At 61.6% G+C, this 24,924-nt stretch carries 25 protein-coding genes and 2 pseudogenes; 14 read left to right on the forward strand and 13 right to left on the reverse strand.

Annotated features, from left to right (window positions below; translation table 11 throughout):
• The first annotated feature begins 206 nt into the window (after positions 1 to 206).
• Together HNP00_RS22115 and HNP00_RS22120 are read left to right on the forward strand one after the other, a co-directional pair.
• Positions 207 to 1,670, forward strand: a complete 1,464-nt coding sequence (locus tag HNP00_RS22115; protein ID WP_184741869.1) for an aromatic amino acid lyase — start codon at positions 207 to 209, stop codon at positions 1,668 to 1,670.
• Positions 1,671 to 1,791: 121 nt separating this feature from the next.
• Positions 1,792 to 2,607 (forward strand): hypothetical protein, encoded by an 816-nt coding sequence (locus tag HNP00_RS22120; protein WP_184741870.1) that lies wholly within the window; start codon positions 1,792 to 1,794, stop codon positions 2,605 to 2,607.
• Positions 2,608 to 2,863: 256 nt separating this feature from the next.
• On the opposite strand, the gene HNP00_RS22125 is transcribed toward HNP00_RS22120, so the two are convergent.
• The 3 genes from HNP00_RS22125 to HNP00_RS22135 form a co-directional block, all read right to left on the reverse strand.
• The gene (locus tag HNP00_RS22125; protein ID WP_260405125.1) at positions 2,864 to 3,769 is read right to left on the reverse strand and encodes a serine hydrolase; all 906 of its coding nucleotides are present in this window, start codon (positions 3,767 to 3,769) and stop codon (positions 2,864 to 2,866) included.
• A gap of 173 nt (positions 3,770 to 3,942) precedes the next feature.
• A complete protein-coding gene (locus HNP00_RS22130) occupies positions 3,943 to 4,248 on the reverse strand; it encodes a putative quinol monooxygenase (RefSeq protein ID WP_184741872.1) in 306 nt (101 codons plus the stop codon).
• Positions 4,249 to 4,276: 28 nt separating this feature from the next.
• Complete coding sequence (locus HNP00_RS22135; RefSeq protein WP_184741873.1) at positions 4,277 to 5,014, reverse strand: glutamine amidotransferase; 738 nt, start codon at positions 5,012 to 5,014, stop codon at positions 4,277 to 4,279.
• 380 nt (positions 5,015 to 5,394) lie between these two features.
• On the opposite strand from HNP00_RS22135, the gene HNP00_RS22140 reads away from it, so the two are divergent.
• The 5 genes from HNP00_RS22140 (at position 5,395) to HNP00_RS22160 (ending at position 10,361) form a co-directional block, all read left to right on the forward strand.
• Positions 5,395 to 6,771 (forward strand): ammonium transporter, encoded by a 1,377-nt coding sequence (locus HNP00_RS22140; RefSeq protein WP_184741874.1) that lies wholly within the window; start codon positions 5,395 to 5,397, stop codon positions 6,769 to 6,771.
• A 47-nt stretch (positions 6,772 to 6,818) separates the two neighbouring features.
• Positions 6,819 to 7,142, forward strand: a complete 324-nt coding sequence (locus HNP00_RS22145) for a DUF6221 family protein (RefSeq protein ID WP_184741875.1) — start codon at positions 6,819 to 6,821, stop codon at positions 7,140 to 7,142.
• Between the two features lie 204 nt (positions 7,143 to 7,346).
• Positions 7,347 to 7,544, forward strand: a complete 198-nt coding sequence (locus tag HNP00_RS22150) for a helix-turn-helix transcriptional regulator (RefSeq protein ID WP_184741876.1) — start codon at positions 7,347 to 7,349, stop codon at positions 7,542 to 7,544.
• Complete coding sequence (locus HNP00_RS22155) at positions 7,544 to 8,743, forward strand: type II toxin-antitoxin system HipA family toxin (RefSeq protein ID WP_184741877.1); 1,200 nt, start codon at positions 7,544 to 7,546, stop codon at positions 8,741 to 8,743. The genes HNP00_RS22150 and HNP00_RS22155 overlap by 1 nt, the downstream gene beginning before the upstream one ends.
• A 178-nt stretch (positions 8,744 to 8,921) precedes the next feature.
• On the forward strand, positions 8,922 to 10,361 hold the full coding sequence (locus HNP00_RS22160; protein ID WP_184741920.1) for a YncE family protein: 1,440 nt from the start codon (positions 8,922 to 8,924) through the stop codon (positions 10,359 to 10,361).
• 225 nt (positions 10,362 to 10,586) lie between these two features.
• Here HNP00_RS22160 and HNP00_RS22165 read toward each other — a convergent pair whose 3' ends face one another.
• Entirely contained in the window at positions 10,587 to 11,213 is a 627-nt protein-coding gene (locus HNP00_RS22165; RefSeq protein WP_311770651.1) for a GH25 family lysozyme, read from the reverse strand.
• Positions 11,214 to 11,552: 339 nt separating this feature from the next.
• Here HNP00_RS22165 and HNP00_RS22170 point away from each other — a divergent pair, with 339 nt between their 5' ends.
• Together HNP00_RS22170 and mctP are read left to right on the forward strand one after the other, a co-directional pair.
• The gene (locus HNP00_RS22170; protein ID WP_184741878.1) at positions 11,553 to 11,834 is read left to right on the forward strand and encodes a DUF3311 domain-containing protein; all 282 of its coding nucleotides are present in this window, start codon (positions 11,553 to 11,555) and stop codon (positions 11,832 to 11,834) included.
• Positions 11,831 to 13,528, forward strand: a complete 1,698-nt coding sequence (gene mctP / locus HNP00_RS22175; RefSeq protein ID WP_184741879.1) for a monocarboxylate uptake permease MctP — start codon at positions 11,831 to 11,833, stop codon at positions 13,526 to 13,528. Before HNP00_RS22170 ends, mctP begins: the two co-directional genes overlap by 4 nt.
• Before the next feature lie 79 nt (positions 13,529 to 13,607).
• Here the strand turns inward: mctP and HNP00_RS22180 are convergent, their stop codons facing one another.
• Entirely contained in the window at positions 13,608 to 14,030 is a 423-nt protein-coding gene (locus HNP00_RS22180) for a hypothetical protein (RefSeq protein WP_184741880.1), read from the reverse strand.
• Positions 14,031 to 14,291: 261 nt separating this feature from the next.
• Between HNP00_RS22180 and HNP00_RS23880 the strand changes: the two are divergent.
• From HNP00_RS23880 to HNP00_RS22195, 4 genes and pseudogenes are all read left to right on the forward strand, one after another.
• Positions 14,292 to 14,413 (forward strand): annotated as a pseudogene (locus tag HNP00_RS23880) (hypothetical protein); the annotation flags it as partial.
• Positions 14,414 to 14,479: 66 nt separating this feature from the next.
• Positions 14,480 to 14,803, forward strand: a complete 324-nt coding sequence (locus HNP00_RS23885) for a glycerate kinase (protein ID WP_395893849.1) — start codon at positions 14,480 to 14,482, stop codon at positions 14,801 to 14,803.
• A 50-nt stretch (positions 14,804 to 14,853) separates the two neighbouring features.
• Positions 14,854 to 15,090: a type II toxin-antitoxin system Phd/YefM family antitoxin gene (locus HNP00_RS22190; protein ID WP_184741881.1), complete on the forward strand. Its 237-nt coding sequence runs from the start codon at positions 14,854 to 14,856 to the stop codon at positions 15,088 to 15,090.
• Positions 15,087 to 15,494, forward strand: a complete 408-nt coding sequence (locus tag HNP00_RS22195) for a type II toxin-antitoxin system VapC family toxin (protein ID WP_311770652.1) — start codon at positions 15,087 to 15,089, stop codon at positions 15,492 to 15,494. Before HNP00_RS22190 ends, HNP00_RS22195 begins: the two co-directional genes overlap by 4 nt.
• 77 nt (positions 15,495 to 15,571) lie before the next feature.
• Here HNP00_RS22195 and HNP00_RS22200 read toward each other — a convergent pair whose 3' ends face one another.
• From HNP00_RS22200 to HNP00_RS22215, 4 genes and pseudogenes are all read right to left on the reverse strand, one after another.
• Complete coding sequence (locus HNP00_RS22200) at positions 15,572 to 16,711, reverse strand: ABC transporter permease (RefSeq protein WP_184741882.1); 1,140 nt, start codon at positions 16,709 to 16,711, stop codon at positions 15,572 to 15,574.
• Positions 16,712 to 16,943: 232 nt separating this feature from the next.
• Positions 16,944 to 17,909, reverse strand: a pseudogene (locus HNP00_RS23730) (hypothetical protein); the annotation flags it as partial.
• Positions 17,851 to 18,231 (reverse strand): hypothetical protein, encoded by a 381-nt coding sequence (locus HNP00_RS22210; RefSeq protein ID WP_184741883.1) that lies wholly within the window; start codon positions 18,229 to 18,231, stop codon positions 17,851 to 17,853. The gene HNP00_RS22210 and the pseudogene HNP00_RS23730, both read right to left, overlap by 59 nt.
• Positions 18,232 to 18,389: 158 nt before the next feature.
• Positions 18,390 to 18,743: a hypothetical protein gene (locus tag HNP00_RS22215; protein WP_184741884.1), complete on the reverse strand. Its 354-nt coding sequence runs from the start codon at positions 18,741 to 18,743 to the stop codon at positions 18,390 to 18,392.
• Between the two features lie 315 nt (positions 18,744 to 19,058).
• Between HNP00_RS22215 and HNP00_RS22220 the strand changes: the two genes are divergently transcribed.
• Positions 19,059 to 20,300 (forward strand): hypothetical protein, encoded by a 1,242-nt coding sequence (locus HNP00_RS22220; protein ID WP_184741885.1) that lies wholly within the window; start codon positions 19,059 to 19,061, stop codon positions 20,298 to 20,300.
• A gap of 100 nt (positions 20,301 to 20,400) precedes the next feature.
• Here the strand turns inward: HNP00_RS22220 and HNP00_RS22225 are convergent, their stop codons facing one another.
• The 4 genes from HNP00_RS22225 to HNP00_RS22240 all read right to left on the reverse strand — a co-directional run bounded on the left by HNP00_RS22225 (position 20,401) and on the right by HNP00_RS22240 (position 24,846).
• Positions 20,401 to 21,027 (reverse strand): hypothetical protein, encoded by a 627-nt coding sequence (locus HNP00_RS22225; RefSeq protein WP_184741886.1) that lies wholly within the window; start codon positions 21,025 to 21,027, stop codon positions 20,401 to 20,403.
• A 128-nt stretch (positions 21,028 to 21,155) separates the two neighbouring features.
• On the reverse strand, positions 21,156 to 22,478 hold the full coding sequence (locus HNP00_RS22230) for an MFS transporter (protein WP_184741887.1): 1,323 nt from the start codon (positions 22,476 to 22,478) through the stop codon (positions 21,156 to 21,158).
• Positions 22,475 to 24,067: an acyl-CoA synthetase gene (locus HNP00_RS22235; RefSeq protein WP_184741888.1), complete on the reverse strand. Its 1,593-nt coding sequence runs from the start codon at positions 24,065 to 24,067 to the stop codon at positions 22,475 to 22,477. The genes HNP00_RS22230 and HNP00_RS22235 overlap by 4 nt, the downstream gene beginning before the upstream one ends.
• 11 nt (positions 24,068 to 24,078) lie before the next feature.
• On the reverse strand, positions 24,079 to 24,846 hold the full coding sequence (locus tag HNP00_RS22240) for an enoyl-CoA hydratase/isomerase family protein (protein WP_184741889.1): 768 nt from the start codon (positions 24,844 to 24,846) through the stop codon (positions 24,079 to 24,081).
• Positions 24,847 to 24,924: the final 78 nt, after the last annotated feature.

The following is a 24,924-nucleotide window of genomic DNA, read 5'->3' on the forward strand; positions in this document are numbered from 1 at the left end:
TGGGCGTCATCCGCCACGTCGACGCCGGCTACCCCCGCGCCATCGAAGTCGCCCACGAACGCGGCGTCCGCATCCCCATGACCGAAACCAACTAAGACTTCGATTCCCAACTAACTCGCACTAGATGTCGCTATGAGCCCCCAAAACGACAACAACTGCGAGCTAGTTGGGGAGGTCAACCGCCCATCTTTGAAAGAATCACTTTCATGATCGAAATCGACGGCGTCCGGCTGCACCTGGCCGATATTGCCAAGGTGGCCGCAGGTGGCACGAAGGTGACCCTGTCGCCGTCGGGCGCTGAACGTATGGCCGCATCGCAGCGGTCCGCTCACGCGACGGCGTTGTCCCGGCCCGTCTACGGACGGTCCACAGGCGTCGGGGCTAATCGCTCGGTTGCCTTGGATACCGCGGACAAGGAAGCCAATGCGCACGGACTGAATCTTTTGCGCAGCCACGCCGTCGACGCCGGACGAGTCCTTGACCGCGAAACCGTCAGGGCAATGCTGGTCATCAGGCTTTCCCAGCTCGCCGCGGGATCGTCCGGCATCAACCCGGCTGTGGCTGATGCCGTCGTGGAGATGCTCAACGCCAACGCCTTGCCGGAAGTGCGGGAATTCGGCGGAATCGGCACTGCGGACCTGCCCGCGTTGGCAGGAACGGCCCTCACTCTCCTCGGCGAGCGCCCCACCATGGACGGCAAGCTCGTCCCGGTGCCACTGGACACCTGGGCCACCGAGGATGCTCTGCCATTCATCAGTTCCAGCGCACTCACGATCGCCCAAGCCGTCCTGGCCCACCAGAAGTTGGTGACCCTTCTGGGGAACCTGACCACCGTGAGCGCACTGTCCTTCGCGGCAATGTCCGGCAATCCGGAAGCCTTGAGTCCAGAAGTCGCAAAGGCCGCGGACGCGCCGGCTATCAGGGACATGGCCGGGGTAATCCGCGGCCTTGTGGAAGGCAGTGGTGATCCGGCAAGGATCCAGGACCCGTACTGCCTACGCACCCTGCCGCAGGTTCTTGGCTCAGTGGCCGAGGAACTCGAGGCGCTCAGCATCCTTTTGGAGCGTCTGGTGGTGGCCGGCCATGAGAACCCCCTCGTGTACGGCGATGCCGAGGATGGCAGCAACGGGGTGGCCCACCATGGCCTGTTCCAGATGACTAGCTTGGCCCGCCGCGTCGATGCCCTGCAGTTGGCCATCGGTGCGGCGTGCGCAACGAATCTCCGGAGGATCAGCCTGTTGTGCGATCCCAGCTACACGGGCCTCCACAGATTCCTGGCGGTCGACGACGGCGGCCAGTCGGGCGTCATGATGTTGGAGTATGTGGCCGCCGCAGCGGTGGGCCGGATTCGGACCAATGCTCAGCCGGTGAGCCTGCAGACGGTGGTCCTCTCCCTGGGCGCAGAAGAAGATGCCAGTTTCGCGAGTGTGGCCACTTCCCGCCTGGATTCCACGGTGCGGGCGCTGTCAACGGTTGTTGGCATTGAACTCCTTTGCGCGTCACGGGCACTCAGGCTGCAGGGCCGGACGCCGGAAGAATTCGCGAGCCTTCGGTTCCGAAAGGCCTTCGACGCCGGTCTGTCGTTACCCTCCGACGTTCAGGACCGGGACCTTCGCCCCGATGTCGACGCGGCGATCCGCTTGACGATCCTTCCCGAGTTCGGGCACTAAGCATGCTTAGCTATGGACTACTGCCCAGGACGGGCGTAACTTAAGGTCCAAACACCGCACTGGGGAGGTGGCGTGTTTGGCCGGGTATCTGGGGTGCCGTGGCATTTGGTTGTTGCGCCCTATGCTTCTCGCCGTCATCGGCGCATTCGTGTGGTTGCTGTGGCTCGCCGGGCCATCGCAGGCCAGTGATCTTCTGCCGTCAGTTCCGCCTGCCCCGTCGCCTTCCGTTTTGCCTGCGCCCGTTGCCCCTTCCGATCTCATAGGGTCAATCGCCCAGGATGTTCCTCCCGCTATTCCAGGTCCGAGCCAATTGGCCGCGATTCCCAAGACCCTCGTCAATCTGTTGCCGGGCGATGCCGTGCCACCGGTCGTTGGTGGAATCATCGACGCCGCGCCACCGCTGGTTGACAACACGATCGGTCAACTCCCAGGACTGCCCGGGCCGCCTTCGGTGCCACCGGTGCCGCCGGTGCTGCCATTGCCACCGGTGCCGCCACTGCCCGGGATCCTGCCTCCCCCGGGAATAGACGTTCCGGCCGTTCCGCTGCAGGGGAGCGGCTCCGGTGCACTGACGCCGCCTGGTTCGGCCACACTCTTCCGTACCAGCGCGCCAACTGCCGACGGCGGATCGGCTGCGTACGCACCAATCCCCGTTTTCATTCCGGACGAAGCTGTTCCGATATTCCCCGCCGAATTGGCGATGACTAACTCGTTGCCTGATCCTAGGGATCCTCTGGCAGACACACCGGCTCCTGCCGCGGCGTCCCCACCTGAGTCCAGCTCGATGTCGGGACCACACGGCGGATCCGCCGGCGGGGCGGCAGATCTCCCGGAACAGCGTGCATTGGCACCGCCCTTCCACGACGGCCGCATCCCTGATGGCGGTCAAGAACCCGCTGCCGAACCCGCGTTCGATCCGGGGTCTTCTCCCGACTGACCAGGCCGCCCCTGCCTCGATGGCAGGCACGACCCACCTGCGCCACACGCGTAGGGACAAGCCTCAGTCAGGAGAAGACCATGCAGGACCAGACGAGATTCATCGGCAATTGGCCCGACCCAATGTCTGAAGGAAGGAGCAAATAGATAGCATCTCGGCAGGCGCTCAGCGCCCATAAGGAAACAACGACGCCGGCCGTGCAGTCAGTCTCACTGCACGGCCGGCGTCGTGGTGCTGAAGACAGGCCAAAGGATCGTTAGAACAGGCCGTTGACCACCGCTTGAGTGAGCTGGTGGAAGACGTCAGTGCGGGCGGGAATGTCGCTCTCGTCCTGTCCTTTCGTGTACACCACGAACACGTAGGAACTGGCGCCCTTGGTGAGGATGCTGGCGTCGTGGAGTTCGTCGTCGAGCAGCCCGTACTTATGAAAGACCGTGATGCTGGCCGGTACAGCGGCTGGGATGAGCGTTTCGTAGTTCGTGTTCTGCATGTAGGACAGCAGTTGCGCGGTGTCCTGCTGGTTCAAGAGCTTTCCGGTGTAGAGGTCGGACAGAATGCCGGCCATCTCGCTTGGAGTCAACGTGTTGTTCAAGGGGTCGTAGCTGACGCCGATTGACGCCGCATACGCCTGCAGTTCCGAGTAGCCGACTGCGTCCATGATCAAGGACCAGGAATCGTTGTCGCTCTCTTGGATCATCTCCTTGATCTGGAATCCGGATGTGTAGTCCCCCAAGGGATCGTCAAGCGACACTTCGCCCTTCTCTACCAGATGGTAGTACGCGGCTGCGGCCAAGACCTTGGCCGTGCTGGCCGCCTCGAATGGCGCCTGGACCCCGTACTGGTGGCTTGAGCCATTCGACAAGTCGATCAGCGTGACGCCGATCTGGTACTGGCTGTTGGCGTTGATGATGCCGTTGATCTCCGCATCCAAGGCAGGGGTCACGCCTGCCGCCGGGGCGGCGGGCACCACTGGCGCCACCGCCGCGGGAGCAGCAGCCACTGCAGACGCCGTCGGTGTCTCGGGCTCCACAGAAGCGGCCGACGACGGCGTGCCGCTAGGTACCGCCGATACGGTGCGGGAGGCGGTTGAGCGCGCATGCGCTGCAGAGTAGATCGTTGCCGTAAGGGTCAGCGCCAAAACAACCGCGCAGGCTGTCAGCAAAGCCGATCGATATCGGAGGGAACCCCAAAAGTTCCGCCGATTTCGCTTCCGTCCGGGTCCGAGTCCGGAACGATAGGGCTCTTGCTCTTCCATAGTGAACCAAACGTAGCTACGGCAGCTATGTAAGAGCTATGAAAATCCTGTCCGCCAGCCACGTGTCGGCTGGGTGAATTTCACGCGTCGCGGATCGGCGAGCCCAACACGGTGAACCGGGTACCGCTCATCTCCCCGGAGAGCAACGGCATTGCCTCAGCGATGGCGGCCCTCACGCCGTCCAACTGCAAAGATGCTTGGTGTGCCTCCGCCGACTCCCACAGCTCGCAGACAAACACCGTGTCCGGGGCTTCGTCATTGATGCCCACCTCGTAGAGCGAGCAGCCCGCTTCCCGAAGCTCCGGTTTCGGCCTGAGGAGGATGCCGACGACGGCGTCGCGCTGGCCAGGTTTCGTGCCAAGACTTCCCACGTTTGCAAAGGTCATGCGCCCATTGTGCTTCATTCCGCCGACGCTATTGGGGACCTGCGTACCGCAGGACAAAGTTCTTGAGGATCTTCATCGGTTCGGTCGCCGAGATCTTCCGGGCATCTGCCATCAACTGCTCAGCGGCCTCGGGCGGGAAGTATCCGGAGTGGCGGTAGGTGCTGATCCGGGTGACCAGCCCCTCGGCGTCGAGCTCCGGATGGAACTGGGTGGCGTATAGGTTCCTCTTGATACGGAACATCTGCACCGGGCAGGCTGCCGAGCTGGCCAGCAACACGGCGTGTCCGGGCAAAACGGTGCACGCTTCCTTGTGACCGGTGAAGGCAACAAAGCGCTCGGACATGCCCTCGAGGAGCGGATCTCGGAGCCCCTCTGCCGTGAGTTTTATGGTGACCCCGCCGAGTCCTTCGCCGTAGGTGCGGTCAATCACCGCTCCTTGGTGGAGGCCCAGGGTTCCGACCCCGTAGCAAGCCCCCAGAAATGGAAAGTCGGCCGCGACAATCCCGTCCAGCAGCCGCGAAAGAGCCTTCTCCACCCGCTTCTGGACGGGGCTCTTGTGCTCAGGCGGATCGCTCGAGGTGAAGGGGCTACCACCCACAATTACGCCGGAATAGTCGGAGAGCTCAAGCGCCGGCAGGGGCTCAGCTTCCAACCGGATGCGGATTAGCTGCTCGGGAGCCAGCCCTCCAAAACGAAGATACGCCTGATACTCTTCCCCGGCGGCGGCGTCTTCGGCACGAGATGCGAGCAGGAGAAACGGCTTCACAGGCTAAGTGTGCGCGCGGCGGCCGTGACGCGCCAGCGTTCGGCTGAAACATCCATCGGGGGCGGTGAGCACCCGTTCACGTGGAAGAAATGTCCGGGTTTCTGGCCCGATGGCATGATTTCAACTCCAGCCACTCCCGAATCCGCGGAAACACGGCGATCCTATGGGCACCTCGCGGGCAGCCCGCGTCCGCGCGCAGGTGGCGTTAACATGCCCGAAACATCCCCGTCATGCGTTCTTCACGCCAGGCCTGTTTATGTAACGTCCCTGCAATTTTTCCTCGCATTGCCCGAAACACGAACCCGGAAATATTGGGCAGGGGAAGAACGGGGCCAGCCACGGCGGCCCTCCTACGCACTCCGATAAGAAGGGAAACGCACGTGCATATCACTGCGGAAAACGTTTGGGTGATGGTGTCAGCGGCACTTGCACTGCTCATGACTCCGGCGCTCGGCCTCTTCTACGGTGGCATGACCCGGGCGAAGGCCTCCCTCAACATGATCATGATGAGCTTCATCTCCGCGGGCATCGTTGGCGCCGTGTGGATCTTGTGGGGTTACTCGATGATCAGCGGCAAGAGCGTTCTGGGGCTTTTCGGCAACCCGTTCAGCAGCTTCGGTTCGGCGGACCTGGTTGGCTCCACCGATCTCATCAAGCTGGGTTTCAGTGCTACCTTCGCGATCGTCACCGTGGCCCTCATCAGTGGGGCGATTGCCGACCGCGCCAAGTTCACTTCCTGGGTCATCTTCGTCCCCATCTGGATCACGCTGGTGTACTGCCCCCTGGCGTTCATGGTCTGGGGCGGCGGCCTCCTGAGCCCCGGCGGAGCCATCAGTTCCGTGTTCGGCCAGGTGATTGACTTCGCCGGTGGCACGGTTGTGGAAATCAGTTCGGGCGCTGCCGCCTTTGTCCTGGCGTTGATCCTGGGCAAGCGTCACGGCTTTGGAAAGGACCCGAACCACCGCCCGCACAACCTCCCCTTCATCATGCTTGGCGCAGGCCTCCTCTGGTTCGGCTGGTTCGGCTTCAATGCCGGGGCTGCCACGACGGCAGAACAGGCAGGCTTGATCTGGGTCAACACCCTCGTCGCCCCCGCCGGGGCCATGATCAGCTGGCTCGTGACGGAGAAGATCCGGCACGGCCACCCCACGTCCTTGGGTGCGGCATCCGGCGTCGTTGCCGGCCTCGTGGCTATCACTCCGGCCTGCGCTAATGTGGCTCCTTCCGCCGCACTTGGCCTGGGCCTCGTGGCTGGTGCCGCCTGTGCCGTGTTCGTGGACCTGAAGCACAAGTTCGGCTTCGATGACTCGCTGGACGTAGTGGGCGTCCACCTTGGTGGCGGACTCGTCGGCACCCTCGCGCTCGGTTTCATTGCGCTGCCGGTCAACGGTAAGGGTGGAGGATTGTTCTACGGCGGCGGGCTCCAACAGCTCGTGGCGCAGATCGTGGCCATTCTTGTCACCCTTGCACTCTCTGGAATCATGACGGCAATCATTGCCCTGGTCATCCACAAGACCGTTGGATTCCGGGTCAGCCACGAGGCCGAGCTTGCCGGTGTGGACTTGTCCGAGCATGCCGAGACCGCCTACGAGTTCGGCGGATTGTCCCGGAGCCACTTCAACGCCCTGCCCCACGTCCACATCCCGGTTGCCGCCGCAGCCGTCCCGGTTTCAGCCCGAGCCGCTGCCGCCGCTTCGGCCCCCGCGGCCTCTGCCGCCGTCGAGCTCCAGCGCCAAAAGCAAGCCGACCCCGCATAAAGGAAGCGGGCATTTCCGCAGCCGCACCGGGCGCGTACGCTCAATTTGTGGATATCGTCGATTTCCTCTCTGAGCGTCTGAATGAGGACGAGGCTGCGGCGCGGAAACTCCTCGGCGACCGGTCAGTCTCCGAAGCGGGCAAATGGTACGAACGCCGGCTTCTCCTGGAATGCGAATCAAAGCGACGGCTACTAAGCATTGTGGAATCTGCACGGCAAACGGCCTTGGCCACGATGGTCCGCCATGCGTTTGGGGATGACCCGCAGTTGATTCCGGAGTCGATCGAATGGACCACAAAATCGTTGAATGCCCTCGCATTGCCCTACTCGGACCATCCCGATTTCGAGCCGGAGTGGCTGGCGGGGACGTAACTGGAGGGGTGCGCGGCGCGTTCCTCACGTTAGCCGGGGCCCAAGAGTAGGAATCGGCAGTATCTTGCCGAAATGCGCCCCTGGCGGTCTACCGACGCTCCAAAAGTCAGTTTTCGGCAGTATCTTGCCGATTTTCGCTAGATGGGCGAGAATGCGAGTATGGAACAAGCAAATCGGCAATATCGTGCCGAATAGGTGGGACCCATGGAAGACCTAGCGGCCATTGCTGCGACTATACGAAAAGCACGCAAGGAAGCCGGGATAACGCAGGCGGATCTTGCGGACCTTGCGGGGACCTCCGAAAGGACCATTCGGGCGATTGAAACGGCCAGTGGGAATCCTTCACTGGCAGCCGTCGTGGCGGTGGCGAACGCCGTCGGGATTCACATAGTGGCCAGCTGATGGTCGACAATTTCCAGGACTTGAAGTTCGTCCGCGCGGCCGACGTCCACAAAGGCGGGGTCCTGGCCGGTCATCTCGTCCGGACGGCCCGCGGCGGGGTGAATTTCTCCTATACGGCAGAGTATCTGACCTCCGGTTTGCCCGCGGTTGCCAGTTCATTGCCTTTGGCAGATCTTCCCGTGGAGACTCCCGCTGGCGCCCTTCCTTCATTTTTCGCCGGCCTGCTGCCGGAGGGGCACCGGCTTAGTGTGCTTAGGGACGCCACCAAAACCAGCCTCGACGACGAACTCACCCTCCTGCTCGCAGTCGGAGCCGATGCCCCCGGCGACGTCCAAGTGGTTCCCGCTGGGGAAAGCCCCGTGGAACCGGCGCCGCTGGCCGACACGTCCCGACCCGAGGATCTGGACTTCGCCGCCCTCGCGAACTCCGTCGATCGCCATGCGATCCCCGGTGTCCAAGACAAGGCAAGTGCCTCGATGCTGACCACGCCGCTGTCACTCAAGGGGCAGCGGTACCTGCTCAAACTTGACCCGCCCAACCATGCCCATTTGCTGGCGAACGAAGCGGCACACCTCTCCGCGGCCAAGGATCTCAAGATCCCGGTGGCAAAGAGCCGCATCATCACGGACATGCACGGGTTACCGGGGTTGTTGGTGGAACGCTTCGACCGCGTCCGGGACAAGAACCGTATCTGGGTGCGCTTGCCTATGGAAGACGGAGCCCAAGTCATGGGCCTACCGCCGGCTTCCAAGTATTCGGTGGCATCGGAGGAGGTGGCCTCTGCATTGGCTGGGATGTGCAAAGCACCTCTCGTGGCAATCCGCAATCTATACCTACAGTTTGTCTTTGCGTGGCTGACCGGGAACGGCGACCTCCATGCCAAGAATCTATCGATCCTCGGTAGCGAGGATGGCGGATTTGTCATGGCGCCGATCTACGACATTCCATGCACGCTGTTGTACGGAGACGACTCGCTCGCATTGCCGGTATCCGGAAAAACCAAAAACCTCAAAGCCAAGCACTGGGCCGATTTCGCGGCGTCTGTTGGCTTGCCGCAGCGCGCAGCTGACAAGGCCAATGCACTGGCCTTGTCAGCTTCTGGAAAGGTCAGCTTGGAGGACCTACCGTTCACGGGGTCACCGCTCCGAGGTGCTCTGCGGGAGTTGCGATTCCGACGGGGAGAGTTGGAGGCTAGCTGACTGCCGCCTGCCGCGCCCACACCCGAGGACCTTTAGATCGACTGCCGGCATCCGAAGAACTCGTGGTTCATGGGAGCAAAGGGTACCGTCCGACCCACTTCATCAGTTCACTGATGATTTAGCTGTCGGTTCCCTGCGAGTCGGGCCACTGTGTTTCAAGGCACCTAGCTTTGGGATCATGAAATTCAAAACAATCCCGGTCATCATCGGAACATTGTCTTGTGCGCTGGTAAGCGGAGCTGCCTTTGCGGCGGTTTCCACCTTTGCCGGCCCTCATGAGGACGGCTCAGCGGTCACGCCAGTCGGTATGCGGGTCACTCCAACCGGACAGCAGACCTCACTCGGAGACCTCCCGCTGAACTCCGCCATCTCCGCCGACGGCAAGAGGCTCGCCGTCACCAACAACGGTCAAGGTACCCAGTCCCTGCAACTCGTCGATCTGGCAGACCACGAGGTAGACCAGACCATCTCCTACAAGTCCCCTGAGTCTCTCTACATGGGTTTGGTGTGGAGCCCGGACGGCACCAGGCTTTACGCAAGCGCCGCAGCAAATTCCAAAATCCGCACCTTCAGCTACTCCGGCGGCAAGCTGGCAGAAGGTGCGCCGATCCAGCTTCCCACCACGACGCCCGCGGGCAAGGCACTCAACCTCTTCCCGGCCGGATTGGCGATCACACCCGACGGGAAGCGGCTGGTTGTTGCCGACCAGCTCGCTGACGCCGTGTCCGTCGTCGACCTCTCCACTGGCAACGTCTCGACGACGCCGGCCGGTCACCGCCCGCTTTCGGTCACGGTTTCGCCGGATGGCACGACGGCGTTCGTCACCAATCAGGGCGCCTCAGACCTCTCCGCTGTGGACATCACAGGCGCCGAACCGAAGGTTTCCCGCACCGTCACGGTAGGTCTCCACCCCAACAAATCCGTCCTGTCGAAGGACGGCCGGACGCTTTACGTTGCCAACGGCGATGACGACACGGTCTCGGTTGTCGATACCGCGGCCGGCACAAGCTCGAGTGTCAGCGTCGCACCTGAAAAGGGCGCACCGGTAGGGACCAATCCCACCGGACTGGCCTTGGACGAAGCCGGGCACCGCCTCTTCGTGAGCAACTCCGGTAACAACGACGTCGCCGTCGTCGATCTTGCTCGCAACACGGTTGCCGGTGTGGTGCCTGTGGGCTGGTATCCGAGTTCGTTGGTCTTCAGCGGCGGGACATTGCATGTCACCAACGCGAAAGGGCTAGGCGCCGGACCTAACAACGGACCTGGCCACCCGAACCCCGAGTCAACCGCTCCGGCCGCGGAAAACCAATACAGCGGATCGATGATCGTTGGTACGCTGAGCAGTTTCAGCGTTCCGGAGGGCGGCCAGTTGCAGAAGGCCACCGAGCAGGTCAAAAACAACAACCGCCCGGACACCACTGGTGGCAACATCATCCCGCGCCAACCCGGCCAAGAGAGCCCCATCAAACACGTGATCTACGTGGTCAAGGAAAACCGCACCTATGACCAGGTGCTCGGCAGCCTCGGCAAGGGCAACGGCGATCCCTCGCTGAATCTCTTCGGCGACGAGTCTGCCCCGAATATGAGGGCCCTGTCCAAGACAGTTCACCACGATTGACAACTTCTACGCCGATGCTGAAGTTAGTGCCAACGGTTGGAACTGGGTGGCCTCGGCCAACTCGAACCCCTACGCCGAGCAGATGTGGCCGGCCAACTACTCGGGCCGCAAGGCGCCGTATCCCAGCGAAGGAAACGCCCCTGAAATCGCGGCCCAACAGCCTGACAACACGTATGTCTGGCAGCGGCTCGCCAAGGCAGGCGTCAGCTTCCGCAACTACGGCTTCTACGTTTCCAACAACGCCGGCACGTTCAACGCCGCGGACCCCGTTCTGGATGCGCAGACCGACTCAATGTCCAGAAGGACAGGAAGGGTCTTCCCGTCCGGAGTCCAAGCTGCGCCGTTCTGCAGAAAGTAATTGGCCTGGGCCACTCCGGACGACCGGTCGGGCAGCGCGAAGTGGTAGGCGCCGTGCAGGAGCCCGGCATCTGAGGATCCTGCATATTGGCCTGCGAAATACGGATTGAGGTAGTCGGTTCCCTCACTGACTTTGACATAGGCAAACTTGGCGCCATTCGCGGCCGCGGTGTGCCAATCCACAGTGCCCTGGTGGCTGCTGACATCCATGCCCGGCACCCCGGATGCGACCGACGCGGGCGCGACGGCCTGCGCAAACATCTGCGTCTGCGCGGCGGGCTCGTGGCTGCGGACAGTTGAACCCATCGCGTGATCATTCGGGGTATTTGACGTCGCGGACGGGGATGGGGATGGGGTAGTCGTCGCGGAAGCCGCGCCCGCTCCGGGCGCGACAAGAACGATGCTTGCCACGAGGACAGCTACGTACCCGGCGACGCCCTTCCGGATACGGGGCCGGACGGCGTTCTGCCGTCTGGAAGCGTGCAGGATGGACACGTTCAGAGGAAATTCCTTCCGTTTTGGCAACGGAAGAGACCCGCGCCTGCCAATAGGCGCCCGCAGGAGCGGACGAGAGGGATATTACCAGCCTTCATCAAGACGAATGACAAACAGGCGAGATCCCCTGCGCGGGTCCGGTCCCTTTCAGACGACGACGGCGGCGCTCCGGACAGTTGCCGGCCGAGTCCCGCGAAAAACGGGGCGCACTTCCCCTGTCAAAGAATTAATCCAGAATCTATTCTGTTGATGGACCGTTATATTCGCGGTCCTCAGGCCACCGGCACGTCCCGGGAAGCCCATCCCGCTCCGGGGGCCGTCTTCGATGAGGAGGCGTCCATGTCAACTCCTGATGTGCCAACGCGGGGGCCGGCCAGGCCCGGTCCATATGTCGGCGCCGGGATACTGCTAGCCATCTCCATTCTGGTTCCCCTGTTCGTTCCGGCGTATTCGATTGACAAGCCGCGGTTTGCCGGCATGCCGTTCTTCTACTGGTACCAAATGCTCTGGGTTCCCATCACGGCATGCATGATTGGCATCGCATATCGGCTGGTTACCAAGGAAGACCGTCGCCGTCGCGAGGCTGCGCGGGGCGCACGCACCGGGGAGCCAGAACAATGAGCGCGCTCGCTGTCCCGCTGGCGACCACCCCCGATCGGCCCGTCAGCGGTGTCGCGCTCACCGTTGTCGTCGTCCTCTTCATTCTGGTGGCGGTATTGGGCTTCTTCGCTGCACGCTGGCGCGCGGGCAAAGAGACCGGATTGCATAGCCTCGATGAGTGGGGTCTGGGCGGTCGCGGGTTTGGGACGTGGGTAACGTGGTTCCTCCTCGGTGGGGACCTCTACACTGCCTACACGTTCGTGGCCGTCCCGGCCGCAATGTGGGCCACTGGAGCCGTGAGCGGCTTCTTCGCAGTGCCGTACACCATCGTGCTGTACCCGATCGTATTCCTGCTGATGAGCCGGTTGTGGTCGGTCTCGCATAGGCACGGGTTCGTCACGCCGGCCGATTTCGTTGGCGGGCGCTACGGCAGTAGGGCGTTGACGGTTGCTGTGGCCCTCACTGGCATTGTCGCAACCATGCCGTACATCGCGCTGCAATTGGTTGGTATCAAGGCCGTGCTGACGGTGTTGGGCCTCGGTAGCGCGGAGAATGTGCTGCTGACTGACCTGCCGCTGATCATCGCTTTCGTGGTCCTGGCCGCCTACACCTACACTTCAGGCCTTCGGGCGCCGGCGCTTATCGCCGTCGTGAAGGATCTCCTCATCTATCTGGCGGTCATCGTCGCGGTGATATACCTGCCGATCAAGTTCGGCGGCTGGGACAACATCTTTGGCGCCGCCCAAACGAAACTCGACGCCATCAGCCCGGCCACGGGCAAGCCAGCCGGCGTCTTCATCCCGGGCGCGGCGAGCTACTCGGCGTACTGGACACTGGCTCTTGGCTCCGCGCTGGCCTTGTTTATGTACCCGCACTCGGTCACCGGGGTCCTTGCGACCAAGAGCAGGAACACCATACGCAAGAACGCGGCAGTGCTTCCGCTGTACTCGCTCATGTTGGGATTCCTTGCGCTACTGGGTTACGCGGCCATCTCTGCGGGCACCAAGCCTATTGACCTCAACGGTGCCGTCAACCCGCAACTCGTGGTTCCGCAGCTGTTCCTCGACAACTTCCCGGCGTGGTTCGCCGGGATCGCCTTGGCGGCTATCGCCATCGGCGCCTTGGTCCCGGCAGCCATTATGTCGATCGCCGCCGCCAACCTGTTCACCCGCAACATCTACCGGGACTTGATCCGGCCCAACGCCGACCCGCGGCAGGAAGCGAAGGTCTCCAAAATCGCCTCCCTCGTGGTGAAGTTCGGCGCGCTGATCTTCGTCATCGCGATGGACCAGTCGGCCGCGATCAACATGCAGCTCCTCGGTGGCATCTGGATCCTGCAGACCTTCCCGGCGATCGTGGCAGGGCTCTACACCCGCTGGTTCCATCGCTGGGCGCTCTTCGCGGGCTGGGCAGCTGGAATCATCTACGGAACCATCGCCGCTTATAACGTGGTCAACCCGGTGACGAAGGCCAACTTCGGAGGCTCCATCGCCGCCATCCCCGGCACCAACGTGCAGGTCTACATCGCGGTGGTGGCGTTCGCGATCAACCTCATCGTTGCGGCCGTCCTGTCGCTGATCTTCCGCGCGATGAAGGTCCCCGACGGAAAGGACATCACCCGGGACTCGGACTACGGAGCCGACGAGGACGACCCCAAAGTTACCCAACTCCAACGGGAGTACCCGCTGGGCGAAACGGGAGGCGGCACGTTCTGACGCCGACGGCGGACGCGGGCAACAAGAGCCGCCCGGAGCTGGATCCCGCCGATGCCCGGATTCCGGGCCATCTGGGCCATTAGGCCTGTTCTGTACCCGAGTTCTCCGGATCCTCGACAGGTTCATGAAGCGCCGGGACGCTGGCGACCGCCATGCCGATCGCACCGATGACCGCGATGAACGATGTTGCGTCCTGGAACGGGACGACAATCATGGGGCTGAGGACGACAGCGTTGGTCATGGCAGCGGCCGCGAATACGGTCGCAATGAACCTCAGATATTGTCGTGGGATGAGAGCGGAAATCAGGGGCAAAATTACTCCCAGCACGGCCAGGAGTGTGAGCAGGGTGGCTTTCGTAGCCACCGGGTCAAGGACCCGCAGTCCGTCGGGAGGGGCGGCAGCCCAGAGCAGTCCGGACGATATGGCCGAGCAGGAGGCTACCGCGATTCCGAGGCACTTCAGGAGAGCCTGGTAGTGACGGGTTATCAGCTGCGAATTCATGAGGTCCTTTCAAATGACGTCTGGGGCGGGGCGACGTACGGCGGTCAACTGTTGAGGCTGCGGTGCACGATTCCCGCCACCTTTCAGAATCGGGCACGCTGGCCCCGGCTGAGTGGTGAAAAGCCGAAATTGAGTGCGTAGAAACCACGTTTTGAGTGGCGTCACTGCCGGCGAGGTGGCGGACGCCCTGGCAGCGGGTTCCGTTCCGTCAGCTCGGTCCACTGTGAACTGTTGCCCCCGGCGGACGGAGGTGACGGCAGCGTGGATGCCGCCGTCAGGAGGAACCTCGGCCTAGTTCGTTCCGTCCTAGGGACGGCGCTCCCTGGGCTGGCTGATACGGAACTCATTGTTGCTAGCGACAGGCACAACCCGTTGCGCAGCTCGCAGGTAGCCCCGGCCGTGTTCGGACCGCAGAAGGGCGCGTCGCTTGCGGATGTTGCAGCCTGGACATGCTGGACTTCGATACCCGCAAGGACAGCTGCGACGTCGTCATCACCGGCGAGGGCAGCATCGACGAGCAGACCCTCGCCGGGAAGCTGCCCGCCGCCGTCGCATGCCGCTCGGGCACCCGGCCGATCATCGCCGTCGCGGGCCGCTCGTTGCTGCCGAAAGAGCAGTGGTCCGAGATGTGGATCTCGCGTGTGTACACACCGGCGAACTACACGGACCAGGATTCGTCAAAGGACCCTGCGCTGTCGCAGAGCTGTTGCGGCGGATCGGGCGGGATATTGGGGAGGGTTTTGGCAAGGGGTGACCTCGTGTTGGGCGTTTAGCGGCGCGCTAGAACTCAGTTTCGCCGTATCACCGGTGATACACTTGATGCATGGGAACTGTGACAGTGCGCGAGCTACGGAACCATGGCGGTGAAGTCCTTGAGCGGGTAGCTCATGGCGAGACGTTGATCGTTACCCGCGACGGCCACGAGGTAGCCGAGCTCCAACCCGTGCGCCGACGCAGCCGCCAAACAGAACAATTGATCGCCAGCCGCCGGCACCTGCCGCGCGTGGATATTGAAACATTCCGAGCAGATCTGGACGAGATCCTGGACGCGGGGCTGTGACCCAGGGAACCCCGGAACGGGGAATTTTGGACACATCCACTGTCATCGGGCTCGGAGATCTCGCCGAGTCCTTGTTGCCTCATGAATGCCTCATCAGCGCCGTGACCCTCGCGGAACTCTCCGTCGGCCCTCTGGTCGCCGCCACAGAGAAGGAACGGGCGGCGCGGCAGGCGCACCTCCAGCAGGCGGAAGCAGACTTCGACCCGCTCCCCTTCGATGCGGCTTGTGCCCGGGCCTTCGGTCAGGTGGCCGCATCACTGCGCCGGAATGGTCGTAAACCCAAAGCACGAGCTTACGACGCCCTCATAGCGGCAACCGCGATAGCCAATAACCTCCCCCTCTACACGCTCAACACCGCAGATTTCGAAAGTATAGAGGGACTCAAAGTTCACTCCGTCCGCTGAGTTCTGGCCTAACAGATACCCAGCACAGCCTCACGGATGGGCGGCGAGCAAGGTTCCGGATCTCGAGCGCTCCGGATTTACAAGTCCCTCAGCGAGGAATCGGCGTCGAGCCGAGCGAGTCTTGCGACGTGGCCGACGGCTCCAAGGCACAAGAACAAAGGCACGCAGAAGAGTGCTCCGAGCACCAGCAGCCAATTGGGCATAGCCCACGCAGCCACCGGCAAGAGGTCGAGTTGGAGGCCGCTGAAGACCGCCGTTCCTGCGATGGAGCAAAAAGTCCCCAGGAGCGCTCCCACCACACCAATAATGAGGCCCACCGCCGCCAACTCCGCCATGTAGACCCCGGCTATCGAGGCCCCCGACCAGCCGATGGCTTTAAGAAGACCCACCTCGCGTGCCCTCTGCTTAATCCAGCTGCCACCGACCGACACTCCAACCCCGAGGCAGAAGATGATCAAGAAGCCACCGGTCACCCAGCTGACAAGGGCAAGAAGCGCAAATAGGCCTGACAAGGACCGGATTTGGCCTGCAACGCTGTTAACTGAGTATCCGAGCGCTCGGACTTGATTTTGTGCATCGACCACATCGTCTGCGGAGTCAACGCGAATATATGCTCGGGGATATAGCAACTCTTTAGCATCCGGCCGGGCGTTGGCGAGTGTTGACTTGAGCACCTTGCTGGATACGTAAGCAGCTTGCGCGCCATCGGTACCCGGCGACGAGTTGTCATAGATACCTGCCACGCGCAGAGATATGGAAACGGGTTCCCCGTTGCCGGGGCCGATTTCCTTCGTGTACACGAAGCTCATTTCCTTGCCGAGTAGCTGAGCATATTTCTGGCCTTGACCCCGGTCGGGGAGCAGGATCTGGCCTTCCCCAGGGCCGTCGCTGGAGACGTCTCCGAGCAGTACCTTCGGGGTGATACCGCTGATAAATGGCGTACCCATGAATGCACCCGGGTTGTTCGGAGTCGGCCAGTTCGCAGGATCCTCTATGGCGAGGTCAATTTGTGCCCAGCCGGAAGACCCCACCACATGATCGATTTGGTCAAAACGGGACAACGAGTCGTCGGTGATCTCTCGAGCTGAGTCTGGACCTACCGAAGTTACCTCAACATAATTCAGGGCAGAGTTGGTGGTGATTTTGTTTGAGTATGAAGTGATGCCCGTCCCAACGATGCTGTCGGCGAAAATGAACACCGCAATGCCAAGACTCATCAGTACCGCGAGTGGCCTCAATTTCGAGAGAGAAAGCCGCACTGACCTCGCAGCAAAGACTCTACTTTTGTTCAAAGAGCAACTCCTTCATGGGAAGTTGACGGTGGGCCACTTGCTGGAAGACTTCGTCATGGGAAGCGACGAGGACACCGCACCCGCCGTTGGCGCCCGTTCGCATGGCGTCAAGGATGGCTTCTGTATTTGTCGAGTCCAGACCCGAACTTGGTTCGTCTGCTAGTAGTAGTGAAGGTTCGTTGATCAGAGCGCGACAAAACGCGACTCTTTGCTGCTGTCCGCCAGAAAGCACCTGGCTTGAATCCAGAAGCCCAACGATATGGTCTTTAGCATTGTTTGGAACGACGAGATCCTTTCCAAGAGTCACTCTCGCTTCTAGAACGGCTTGAAAGTCAAGGGTCGACTCATAGTCGCCAGGGAGCTTCTTGGATTCCACGTTTTTCAACGCTCGTTCCAATTCGCCGGGTTTCTGCTTTTGCAGAGCCGAATAGGAATCGAAGAGGCGCCACACAAGATAGGGCATGTTCGTGATCGAGCTGACGTCAATTGCCCTAAGCCGCACGAGCGCTTCTTCCACAAAGGACTTTCCAGCGATCGCAGACCAGCCTTGCATCCTACCGATATCGATCCAAAACCACAGAGCGGCGATCTCCGCGCCTACATCCTGTTGTCTCGGAGGAATCGCGGCATTGGCCAATCTCGCCTCCAAATCGCCAGGCAAAGCTGCGCCGGTAGCCCTCATCAACTTGAGCGCCGACCAGAGCGTCGGCAGGTCGGCTGTGGACTGCGCGCCGAGTGCTTCACGGACAGTCCCCTTGGCGTTGTCCGCGGCCGGCAGGTAGGAACCAAGGTTTTCGGAGTACAACGCCGTGGTATAGAGATCCCCGCGCTCTTGGCCCTCCCTTTCGGGCATCCTTATGAGGCCGTTGATTCCCTGGAGCTTCTTCAAGTCTTCTTGTATGGCAGAAACATCGTTAGCCGGCGCGGAGAGACTGCCACTGCAGGCAGGCAGGCAGAGCATAGCCACGATTAGCACCGGCAATAGTTTGGCGCTTCGCATGTGCTGCAAGTTTCGACGACATATACCCGGGCCTCTCTTCATTACTGCAGTGCCGATCTCTTCGTCAGACGTGCGCGGAAGCAGTGCGCAAATTGCCGTAGTAGTAAGCAGCGGCCGCCACATCCGCACCTAGGTAGAACGCCCCCCAACCCATGCAGATAGTGCCACTCAGATAGGATCCACGAGCGCCGTTACTGTTGGTCCACTGAAGTGTCGCCGGATTGCTGGTTCCCGATCCCGATACATTGACACCCTTGATGCTGATGGACCCAACTCCGTACTGGTAGAACGAGGTCGTGTTGCGGATCCAGTTGGGTGATACGTTCATCACCGCCGACGAGGAAAAACTCCCACAGCCGCCATTTGAAACCGGCTGGATCCACATATTTGCCGTGATCGGCTGTCCATTATCGAAATACGCGATTGCGGCGCCTGCCTTCCTCATTTTCCTTGCGATTTTCATCCGATTCCCCAATCTCAATTACAGGTCGGCTTTGGAATTCCGACCACATTTCTTGTCAGATATGAATATCGAATTTGCTCTCCCGCTCGTGCCCGATCTCTCCTGCAGAAACTAGTCCCATAGTGCGGCGCGCGAGGCGGCTACTGTTCAGGGGGAGGAGCCCGCTTTCGGGCCCAGATCAGACACCCTACAAACAGGGTCAGGGCTAGCAGCGGAACCAAGAACCAGCCCACATCCCTGCCTCGGAGGAGGAGAGTGACGTTGAAAGCGATGATCCCGCTGAAGATCAAAGCCTGCGAAGGCAGTTCGCCGGAGAGGATCGCGTCGTGTTTACCCCAGATGGCCCCCACGGCTAGAAAAGCAACGCCAAAAGGGACAACGAGAAATAGCGCTAGTGGAACGGGCGCAAGTCCGATGACCAAGACTGTGGCGCCAAACATGAACGAAATCGTGAACCAGCAAGCGGCTATTGCGAGCAACGGCCTATTCGTCATGTCAGCACCTCTTGGTTCGATCCCGGGTCGGAGCCTCTCCTTCGGAGAGGCTAATCGCCCGCTACCTCCGCTAGGGGTGTGATTTCAGCAAATTGAGTGGCCGAAACGGCAAGATTGAGTGGTCGTCCACGACCTACTCACGATCGCCGGTGCCGGACGCTCACTGCTCCGCGCCGTCGACGTTGAGTGCGGCGTTTCCACCACCCAATTTGGGAAAATCGCTACCCAATTCGCCCGGAACCCACCCCTACGCGGCGCGAAAGGGCCGTACCGTACTACTTGCAAATCAGCCATTTCCAGAATCGAAGGATCTCAGTGACGCTGCCAGATAACTTGTCGTTGAACGAAACTCATGCCGCTGGCAGGTCAGAACACTCCAAACTAGTAAGAACAGCACTTCTTATCGCGTTATACATGCCGATAAGTGCAGCAGGCACTCTGTTGGCGATTGCTTTGGCGCCAGGATGGAGGCTGTTCAAGAACGACCGTGTCCTAGATATCGAGCAATTAAGAGGGTACTTGGCGATCTTCGCACTGGATGCCAGCGGGCTGTCCGGTTTCGTTGCCTTTGGCAGCCTGCTCTTGGCCATAAATCGCATCGAAGTGACTTCCCAAGCAAGCATCGATGCTGAAACGGCGGTTCGAGCATTCATCATCCTGAGATTTAGAAACTTCATCCAGTGGGCAGCGATCCTAGGCGCCTCGACCGCGCCCATCGGGGGAATCATCTGGATAATCCTCAATTCCAGCCAACCCGACTGGCCCAGATCTACACTTTCAATAGCTGCTGCTTGCGCGGCATTATGGATCGTCCTCCTTCTGTCTGTGCCGGGTAGCGGATATTTCGGTATGCAATCCATAGCAAAGGAATGGGCCGTAAACCATGCGGCTTTTCGGAGGGACATGCTTGTAAGGAACTGGGGAAGTAGGTGGGGAACCCGAATACAGGAGGCGCCGGTCAAACGACGGCAGGCCTGGCACGTAATTTGGAGATGGTTGATCGTGGCACTCGCGGCCACCGTGGAGATTGCTATTCTGTCTCAACTGATAGACGAGATGAAGCCCGATTGGGGAGATCCCCGCACCCTCCCGATATTTGCGACGCTATTCATATACAATTCCTATGTCGGGGGGATCATTCTCTTGGTCGCCGGGTGGATTTGTGAGGCCGGAATCGCAGCTGCGCATCGAGGTTGGCGCAAGACTGGGCTTGCTATCAAGTTCCTGGCCGCTTCATTAGGACCGAGTGTTGCAATAGCATTCATGGTATTCGACTATTTCCCGTTTAGTGTCATGGCCTGGACCATAGCCATCCTCCAAGTAGGATTCGTCCTAGGAATGCTAAACAATGGGAACCTCAAGAACTCGGTGTGGTTCCCGGTCCGGGGCATGGTTCTGAACGCGCGATCGCAGTCGCATCGATGGGCGTATCTCAGGTGGAGAAGTCTCGATGCATTGCTCAACACCGGTTTAGAAGATCTTCCTCGTCGGCAACGTAAGAGAAAAAAGAAAGAAATCTCCCAGTGGCGTGATCGCATTACCAATAGCGAAATCTAGTTCCCTCGCGGGCTTTCAGTTCGAGCTGAACAGTTCCTCAGCCGCCCGAAGAATGCGGCGCCGGTTTCGGCGGCGGACGAAGCCCCGGAAAGTCGAGGGGTCAGGGCTGTCGCGCCACGACACTCGCGTCGGCCGCCTGGATGACCACAGGGATATTCGACGGATCGACCCCCGCTTCCACGATCCGCCACACGCGCACTTCGGCACCGACGCCCGGCACTTGCGACTGCAGAAGGGATACCCGGGTCGCCTTTTCCGGGCGCCAACGTCCGCGCAGGGTCGAGCCGTCGTCGAGCGTCACGGTGAGGTCGAACGACGAGACCGAGCCGTTCTCGGTGAGTCGAATGTCGCGTGCGAGTACCCTACCCCACTCAGCGCCAGCGTCGTGCCTGGACTGGTCCCATTTGGCCTGCAGCGCATGGTCGAACCTCGCTTCTTCGCCGGTTCCGATCAGGATCGCCCACAACACAGCAGGAATGCCGCCGATCATGACAGTGAAGATCAGGTTGAACCACCAGCCGGGCGACTCCTCCGACCTCCAAAGGAAATAGAGCGCGAAGACGGCGGCAATGGTCACGATCACATTGACGAACGCGAATATCACGCGACCGCGCGGGCCGAGGTGCTTCGGGAGCAGGAGCGACTGGGGCGCGGAAGCAGGTGCATCCAACCGCTCAAGCAGATGCACGACGTGTCCGGCAGTATCCTCAATGGACGGCTTCGACATGGTGGCATCGTAGCCCGCAGGGGCATCCAAGCGGTGAACACCCGGCAAAAGGGCCGCGCGACGCACGACCGCAAAGCCCCGGCCGCCTAGTCAATTGACAGAGCAGCCGGGGCTTTGAGCGGGAAAAGCTACAGCACGGTGGTCCGCGACAGAGACAGTCCCTTCGTCTCGCGGAAGAACAGGATCACAACGACCGCGGAGACCACCGCAACGCCCATCAGGTAGAAGGCCGGCGCCAGCGGGGTACCGAAGCCCGCAACCAGCCCGGTGGCCACAAACGGTGCGGTCCCGCCAAACAGGACGTAGGCCAAGGTGTAGCCGATCGCCGAGCCGGACGCCCGCACCGCCGACGGGAACATCTCGACGAGTGCCGGCACGTTGGACGTTCCGATCACAGCCACCAGGGCGCCCAGGATGCTCGTCCCGACAATCGCGAATCCGAGTCCCAGCGGCATGATGGAGAATGCCGGAATCGTCATGATCACGAAGCCGATGCAGGACACCAAGAGCATCCGTTTCCGGCCAAATCGGTCACTTGCCCGCGCAGCCAAGGGGCAGACCGCGGTGTAGACGAGCATGGTGATGACGCTGGTGATCATCGAGTCCGTGCTTGAGTAGTGCAGGCTCGAGGTCATGTAGGCGATCATGTAGCTGCTCATCAGGTAGTACGCCACTGCGTTGGTGATGCTGTAGCCGAACAGCGTAAAGATTTGCCGCGCGCAGAGCCTGACGGCGTCGCCCAGGGGCCGTTTGGCCACCTTGCCTTTGTTTTCCAAACCGCGGAACACTGGAGTGTCGTCCACGCGAGACCTGATGTACAGCCCGATCAGGCCTAGCGGCGCAGCGAGGAGGAACGGGATTCGCCAACCCCACGCTTGCAAGTCACCCGAGCTGAGATTCGCGGTGATGGCTGCGCCGAGCAATGCCCCGGCCACCGAAGCCAGGCCCACGGTTACCGGGATGATGCTGGCGTAAGTGGCGCGCTTTCCAGCCGGAGCGTATTCAACAATGAACGCCGAGGAGCCCGTGTACTCTCCGCCGGTGGTGAACCCCTGAACGGCCCGGAAGACGAACAACAGGATCGGAGCCCATACGCCGATCACCGCAAACGTCGGCAGAATGCCAATGCAGAACGTCGCAGCGCTCATGATCACCACGCACAGGCCGAGCATCTTGTTGCGGCCGATCCGGTCGCCGTAACGGCCGAAGAACGCCGCCCCGAGCGGCCTCGCGATGAAGCCGCCGGCGAAGATCGCCCACACGGCCAGGAGGGACGCCGTCGTCGAATAGTCCGGGAAGAAAAGCTTGGCGATGGTCACCGACATCACGGCGTAAGCCGCTGAGTCGAACCACTCTACGAAGTTCCCGACGGCGGCCGCCGCGGCTACGCGCTTGAGGCTCCGGCGCGGGGAAGAGTCAGTCTCTGCTGGGTTCTCGATGAGGGTGTTCATGACGCTTGTCCTTCGTGGGGGTCGGAAGGTGAAGAGTGGGGAAGTGCGCGGAGCTGTGCCCTTTGGACTTTTCCGGTGGCCGATTTCGGCAACGCGGTGACGTATTCAATAAAGCGCGGATACGCGAAGCGGGAGAAGTTCGCCTTGACGTGGGACACGATCGACTCGCTCAATTCGGCGTCGCCGCTGTGGCCCGGCATCAATTCCACCCACGCCTTGATGGACTGGCCCCGGAGTTCATCCGGCACTCCCGTCACTGATACATCCCTGACGGGATCGAGTTCCCTGATGACCGCTTCCAGTTCGTACGGCCCCACCCGGTAGCCCGACGTCTTGATGACGTCGTCGCTCCGGCCGAGGAACCAGAAGTAGCCGTCATGGTCAGCGTAAGCCTGGTCCTTGGTGTGGTACCAGTCGCCGCCGAACGCGGCGGCTGAGGCATCGGGCATATTCCAGTATCCCAAGGGGAACTGCGGGTTCGATCGGGACCTGAGGCAGATTTCACCGGTCTCCCCGGCGGGCACTTCGTTCTCATTCTCATCCAGCAGCGCCACCTCCCAGCCGGGGAGCGGCCTGCCCATGGATCCCGGTTTGACCGGGACACCAGGGAAGTTGCCCAGCAAAGGGTAGGACTCGGTGGAGCCGTAATAGTCCATCAACGTGACGCCAAACTGGTTCCGGAACCAATCAATGAGGTCAGGCGTCAGCGGCTCGTTGGAAGAACAGACTGTCCGCAGGTGCAGCGGGAAGCGGGTGCCGGCGTCGGGCACGTCCTCCCGCATCTTGCGGAGGAACGTCGGGTTGACCAGCGCGCTGGTGACCCTATTGCGGCTTAAGCTTTCCAACAACGACGCCGGGTCGAAGCCTCCGGCGGGCCGGAACACCAAGTGACTGGCACCGGCCCGGAGCGGTCCCATGAGCTTGGCGAGCGACCACGCCCAGTCCCCCGCGCCGTAGAAGACGTCGCCGTCGCCGAGGCGGTGGCAGTATTCGAACTCGTTGTGGCCCAGCAGCGTCCGGTGGGCGTGGACGATTCCTTTGGCCCTTCCCGTGGTGCCCGAGGTATAGAAGATGAGGGCGGGGTCGTTGGCCTTGGTGGGCACGTCCTGGAAGACCGCTGGGCGGTCGGCGATGGCGGGGTCGTCGACGTCGATGAACGTTCCAGTGAAGCCTTCGAAGAGGCCCCTGGCCGAGTCCTCGGCGATGATCGCGGCCGCACCGCTGTCCTCAAGCCGGAAGCGGATGGGTTCCGCGGCCCAGAGTAGGGACATGGTGACCAGGATGGCGCCGGTCCGCAGCACGCCGAGGTAGGTGGCCGGGGTGTCGGCCCGCTGAGGAAGGAGAACGGCGACGCGGTCGCCCTTCTTGATTCCTGCAGCTTCGAGGGTGGCGGCGATTTGCCGAGAACGGTCTTGGATTTCACCCCAGCTGATGTCGCGGTGGCCCTCGACGGCGGACTCGAGGATGAGCGCGCGCTTGCCGCGTGGGTGACGATCGGCGACGTCGGCGGCCATGTTGTAGAACTCCGGCACCTCCCAGCGGTGGGAAGCGAGCATGTCCGGGTAGCGGTCTTGCGTTGTAACTGTCATTTCGCGCTCCTTCAGCGTCCGCGGCCGGCGAGGAATCTAGCCATTTCGCGTTGTGGTTCGCCGGTTCCGTAGGCCTCGCGGTGGACGCGCTTTGCTTCGGCCATGGCGTCGCTCAGCTCCTCTTCCTCGAGGCTGCGGAGCCGGTTCTTGGTCAAGCGGACCGCGCCCGGAGGTAGGAGGCTCAAGCGTGAGGCGAGTTCCTTCGCGTCATCCAGCACACCGCCGTCGTCGGCCAGGTAGTTCAGCAAGCCGAGACGCTGCGCTTCGACGGCATCCACAAGTTCGCCGGTGAGGACGAACTGGGAGGTCTTGGACTTGCCCAGGATGCTCCACATCGCCCAGATTCCGGTGATGCTGGGGATACCGGAGAGGACTTCGGGCTGGCCCATGCGGACTTTGGAGTCGCCGACGCGCAGGTCGGCGAGGAGGGCATACTGGAACCCGGAACCGGCCGCGACGCCGTTGACCGCGGCGATGGTGATCTGGTCGAGGTTGCGGACGGCCCGGTACAGGCGGTCGAAGCCGTCGATCCAGGCCTCGGCGGAGGCATGGTCCTCGGGGTTCATCGACGCGGTTTCAGCGAGATCTTGCCCGGCACAGAAGGCCCGGCCGCTGCCGGTGAGGATGACGGTGCGGATGTCCGTGTTGTCTTTGAGGCCTTCCAAGTGGCCGATGAGCTCGTTGCGCATGGACTCGGTCCAGGCATTGAGTTTCTCGGGGCGGTTGAGGGTGATGATGGCTGTTGAGCCGACTTGCTCGAAGAGGACGTCCTGGGACATGGGGTTTCCTTCCGTGGATGCTGCGGGGATTGCATCCATCAGACCACCGTGGAATGTGACCGGTCTAACATCAATTTC

This window comes from Arthrobacter sp. AZCC_0090 (genome assembly GCF_014207375.1).
In the GTDB taxonomy this organism is placed as follows: Bacteria; Actinomycetota; Actinomycetes; order Actinomycetales; family Micrococcaceae; genus Arthrobacter.

Bases quoted from the DNA above. Each gene is read 5' to 3' on its own strand.
- HNP00_RS22115 (WP_184741869.1), top strand. From the start codon at position 207: ATGATCGAAATCGACGGCGTCCGGCTGCACCTGGCCGATATTGCCAAG.
- HNP00_RS22120 (WP_184741870.1), top strand. From the start codon at position 1,792: ATGCTTCTCGCCGTCATCGGCGCATTCGTGTGGTTGCTGTGGCTCGCC.
- HNP00_RS22130 (WP_184741872.1), bottom strand. From the start codon at position 4,248: ATGACCTTTGCAAACGTGGGAAGTCTTGGCACGAAACCTGGCCAGCGC.
- HNP00_RS22150 (WP_184741876.1), top strand. From the start codon at position 7,347: ATGGAAGACCTAGCGGCCATTGCTGCGACTATACGAAAAGCACGCAAG.
- HNP00_RS22155 (WP_184741877.1), top strand. From the start codon at position 7,544: ATGGTCGACAATTTCCAGGACTTGAAGTTCGTCCGCGCGGCCGACGTC.
- HNP00_RS22160 (WP_184741920.1), top strand. From the start codon at position 8,922: ATGAAATTCAAAACAATCCCGGTCATCATCGGAACATTGTCTTGTGCG.
- HNP00_RS22170 (WP_184741878.1), top strand. From the start codon at position 11,553: ATGTCAACTCCTGATGTGCCAACGCGGGGGCCGGCCAGGCCCGGTCCA.
- mctP (WP_184741879.1), top strand. From the start codon at position 11,831: ATGAGCGCGCTCGCTGTCCCGCTGGCGACCACCCCCGATCGGCCCGTC.
- HNP00_RS22180 (WP_184741880.1), bottom strand. From the start codon at position 14,030: ATGAATTCGCAGCTGATAACCCGTCACTACCAGGCTCTCCTGAAGTGC.
- HNP00_RS23885 (WP_395893849.1), top strand. From the start codon at position 14,480: ATGCTGGACTTCGATACCCGCAAGGACAGCTGCGACGTCGTCATCACC.
- HNP00_RS22190 (WP_184741881.1), top strand. From the start codon at position 14,854: ATGGGAACTGTGACAGTGCGCGAGCTACGGAACCATGGCGGTGAAGTC.
- HNP00_RS22200 (WP_184741882.1), bottom strand. From the start codon at position 16,711: ATGAGTCTTGGCATTGCGGTGTTCATTTTCGCCGACAGCATCGTTGGG.
- HNP00_RS22210 (WP_184741883.1), bottom strand. From the start codon at position 18,231: ATGAGGAAGGCAGGCGCCGCAATCGCGTATTTCGATAATGGACAGCCG.
- HNP00_RS22215 (WP_184741884.1), bottom strand. From the start codon at position 18,743: ATGACGAATAGGCCGTTGCTCGCAATAGCCGCTTGCTGGTTCACGATT.
- HNP00_RS22225 (WP_184741886.1), bottom strand. From the start codon at position 21,027: ATGTCGAAGCCGTCCATTGAGGATACTGCCGGACACGTCGTGCATCTG.
- HNP00_RS22230 (WP_184741887.1), bottom strand. From the start codon at position 22,478: ATGAACACCCTCATCGAGAACCCAGCAGAGACTGACTCTTCCCCGCGC.
- HNP00_RS22235 (WP_184741888.1), bottom strand. From the start codon at position 24,067: ATGACAGTTACAACGCAAGACCGCTACCCGGACATGCTCGCTTCCCAC.
- HNP00_RS22240 (WP_184741889.1), bottom strand. From the start codon at position 24,846: ATGTCCCAGGACGTCCTCTTCGAGCAAGTCGGCTCAACAGCCATCATC.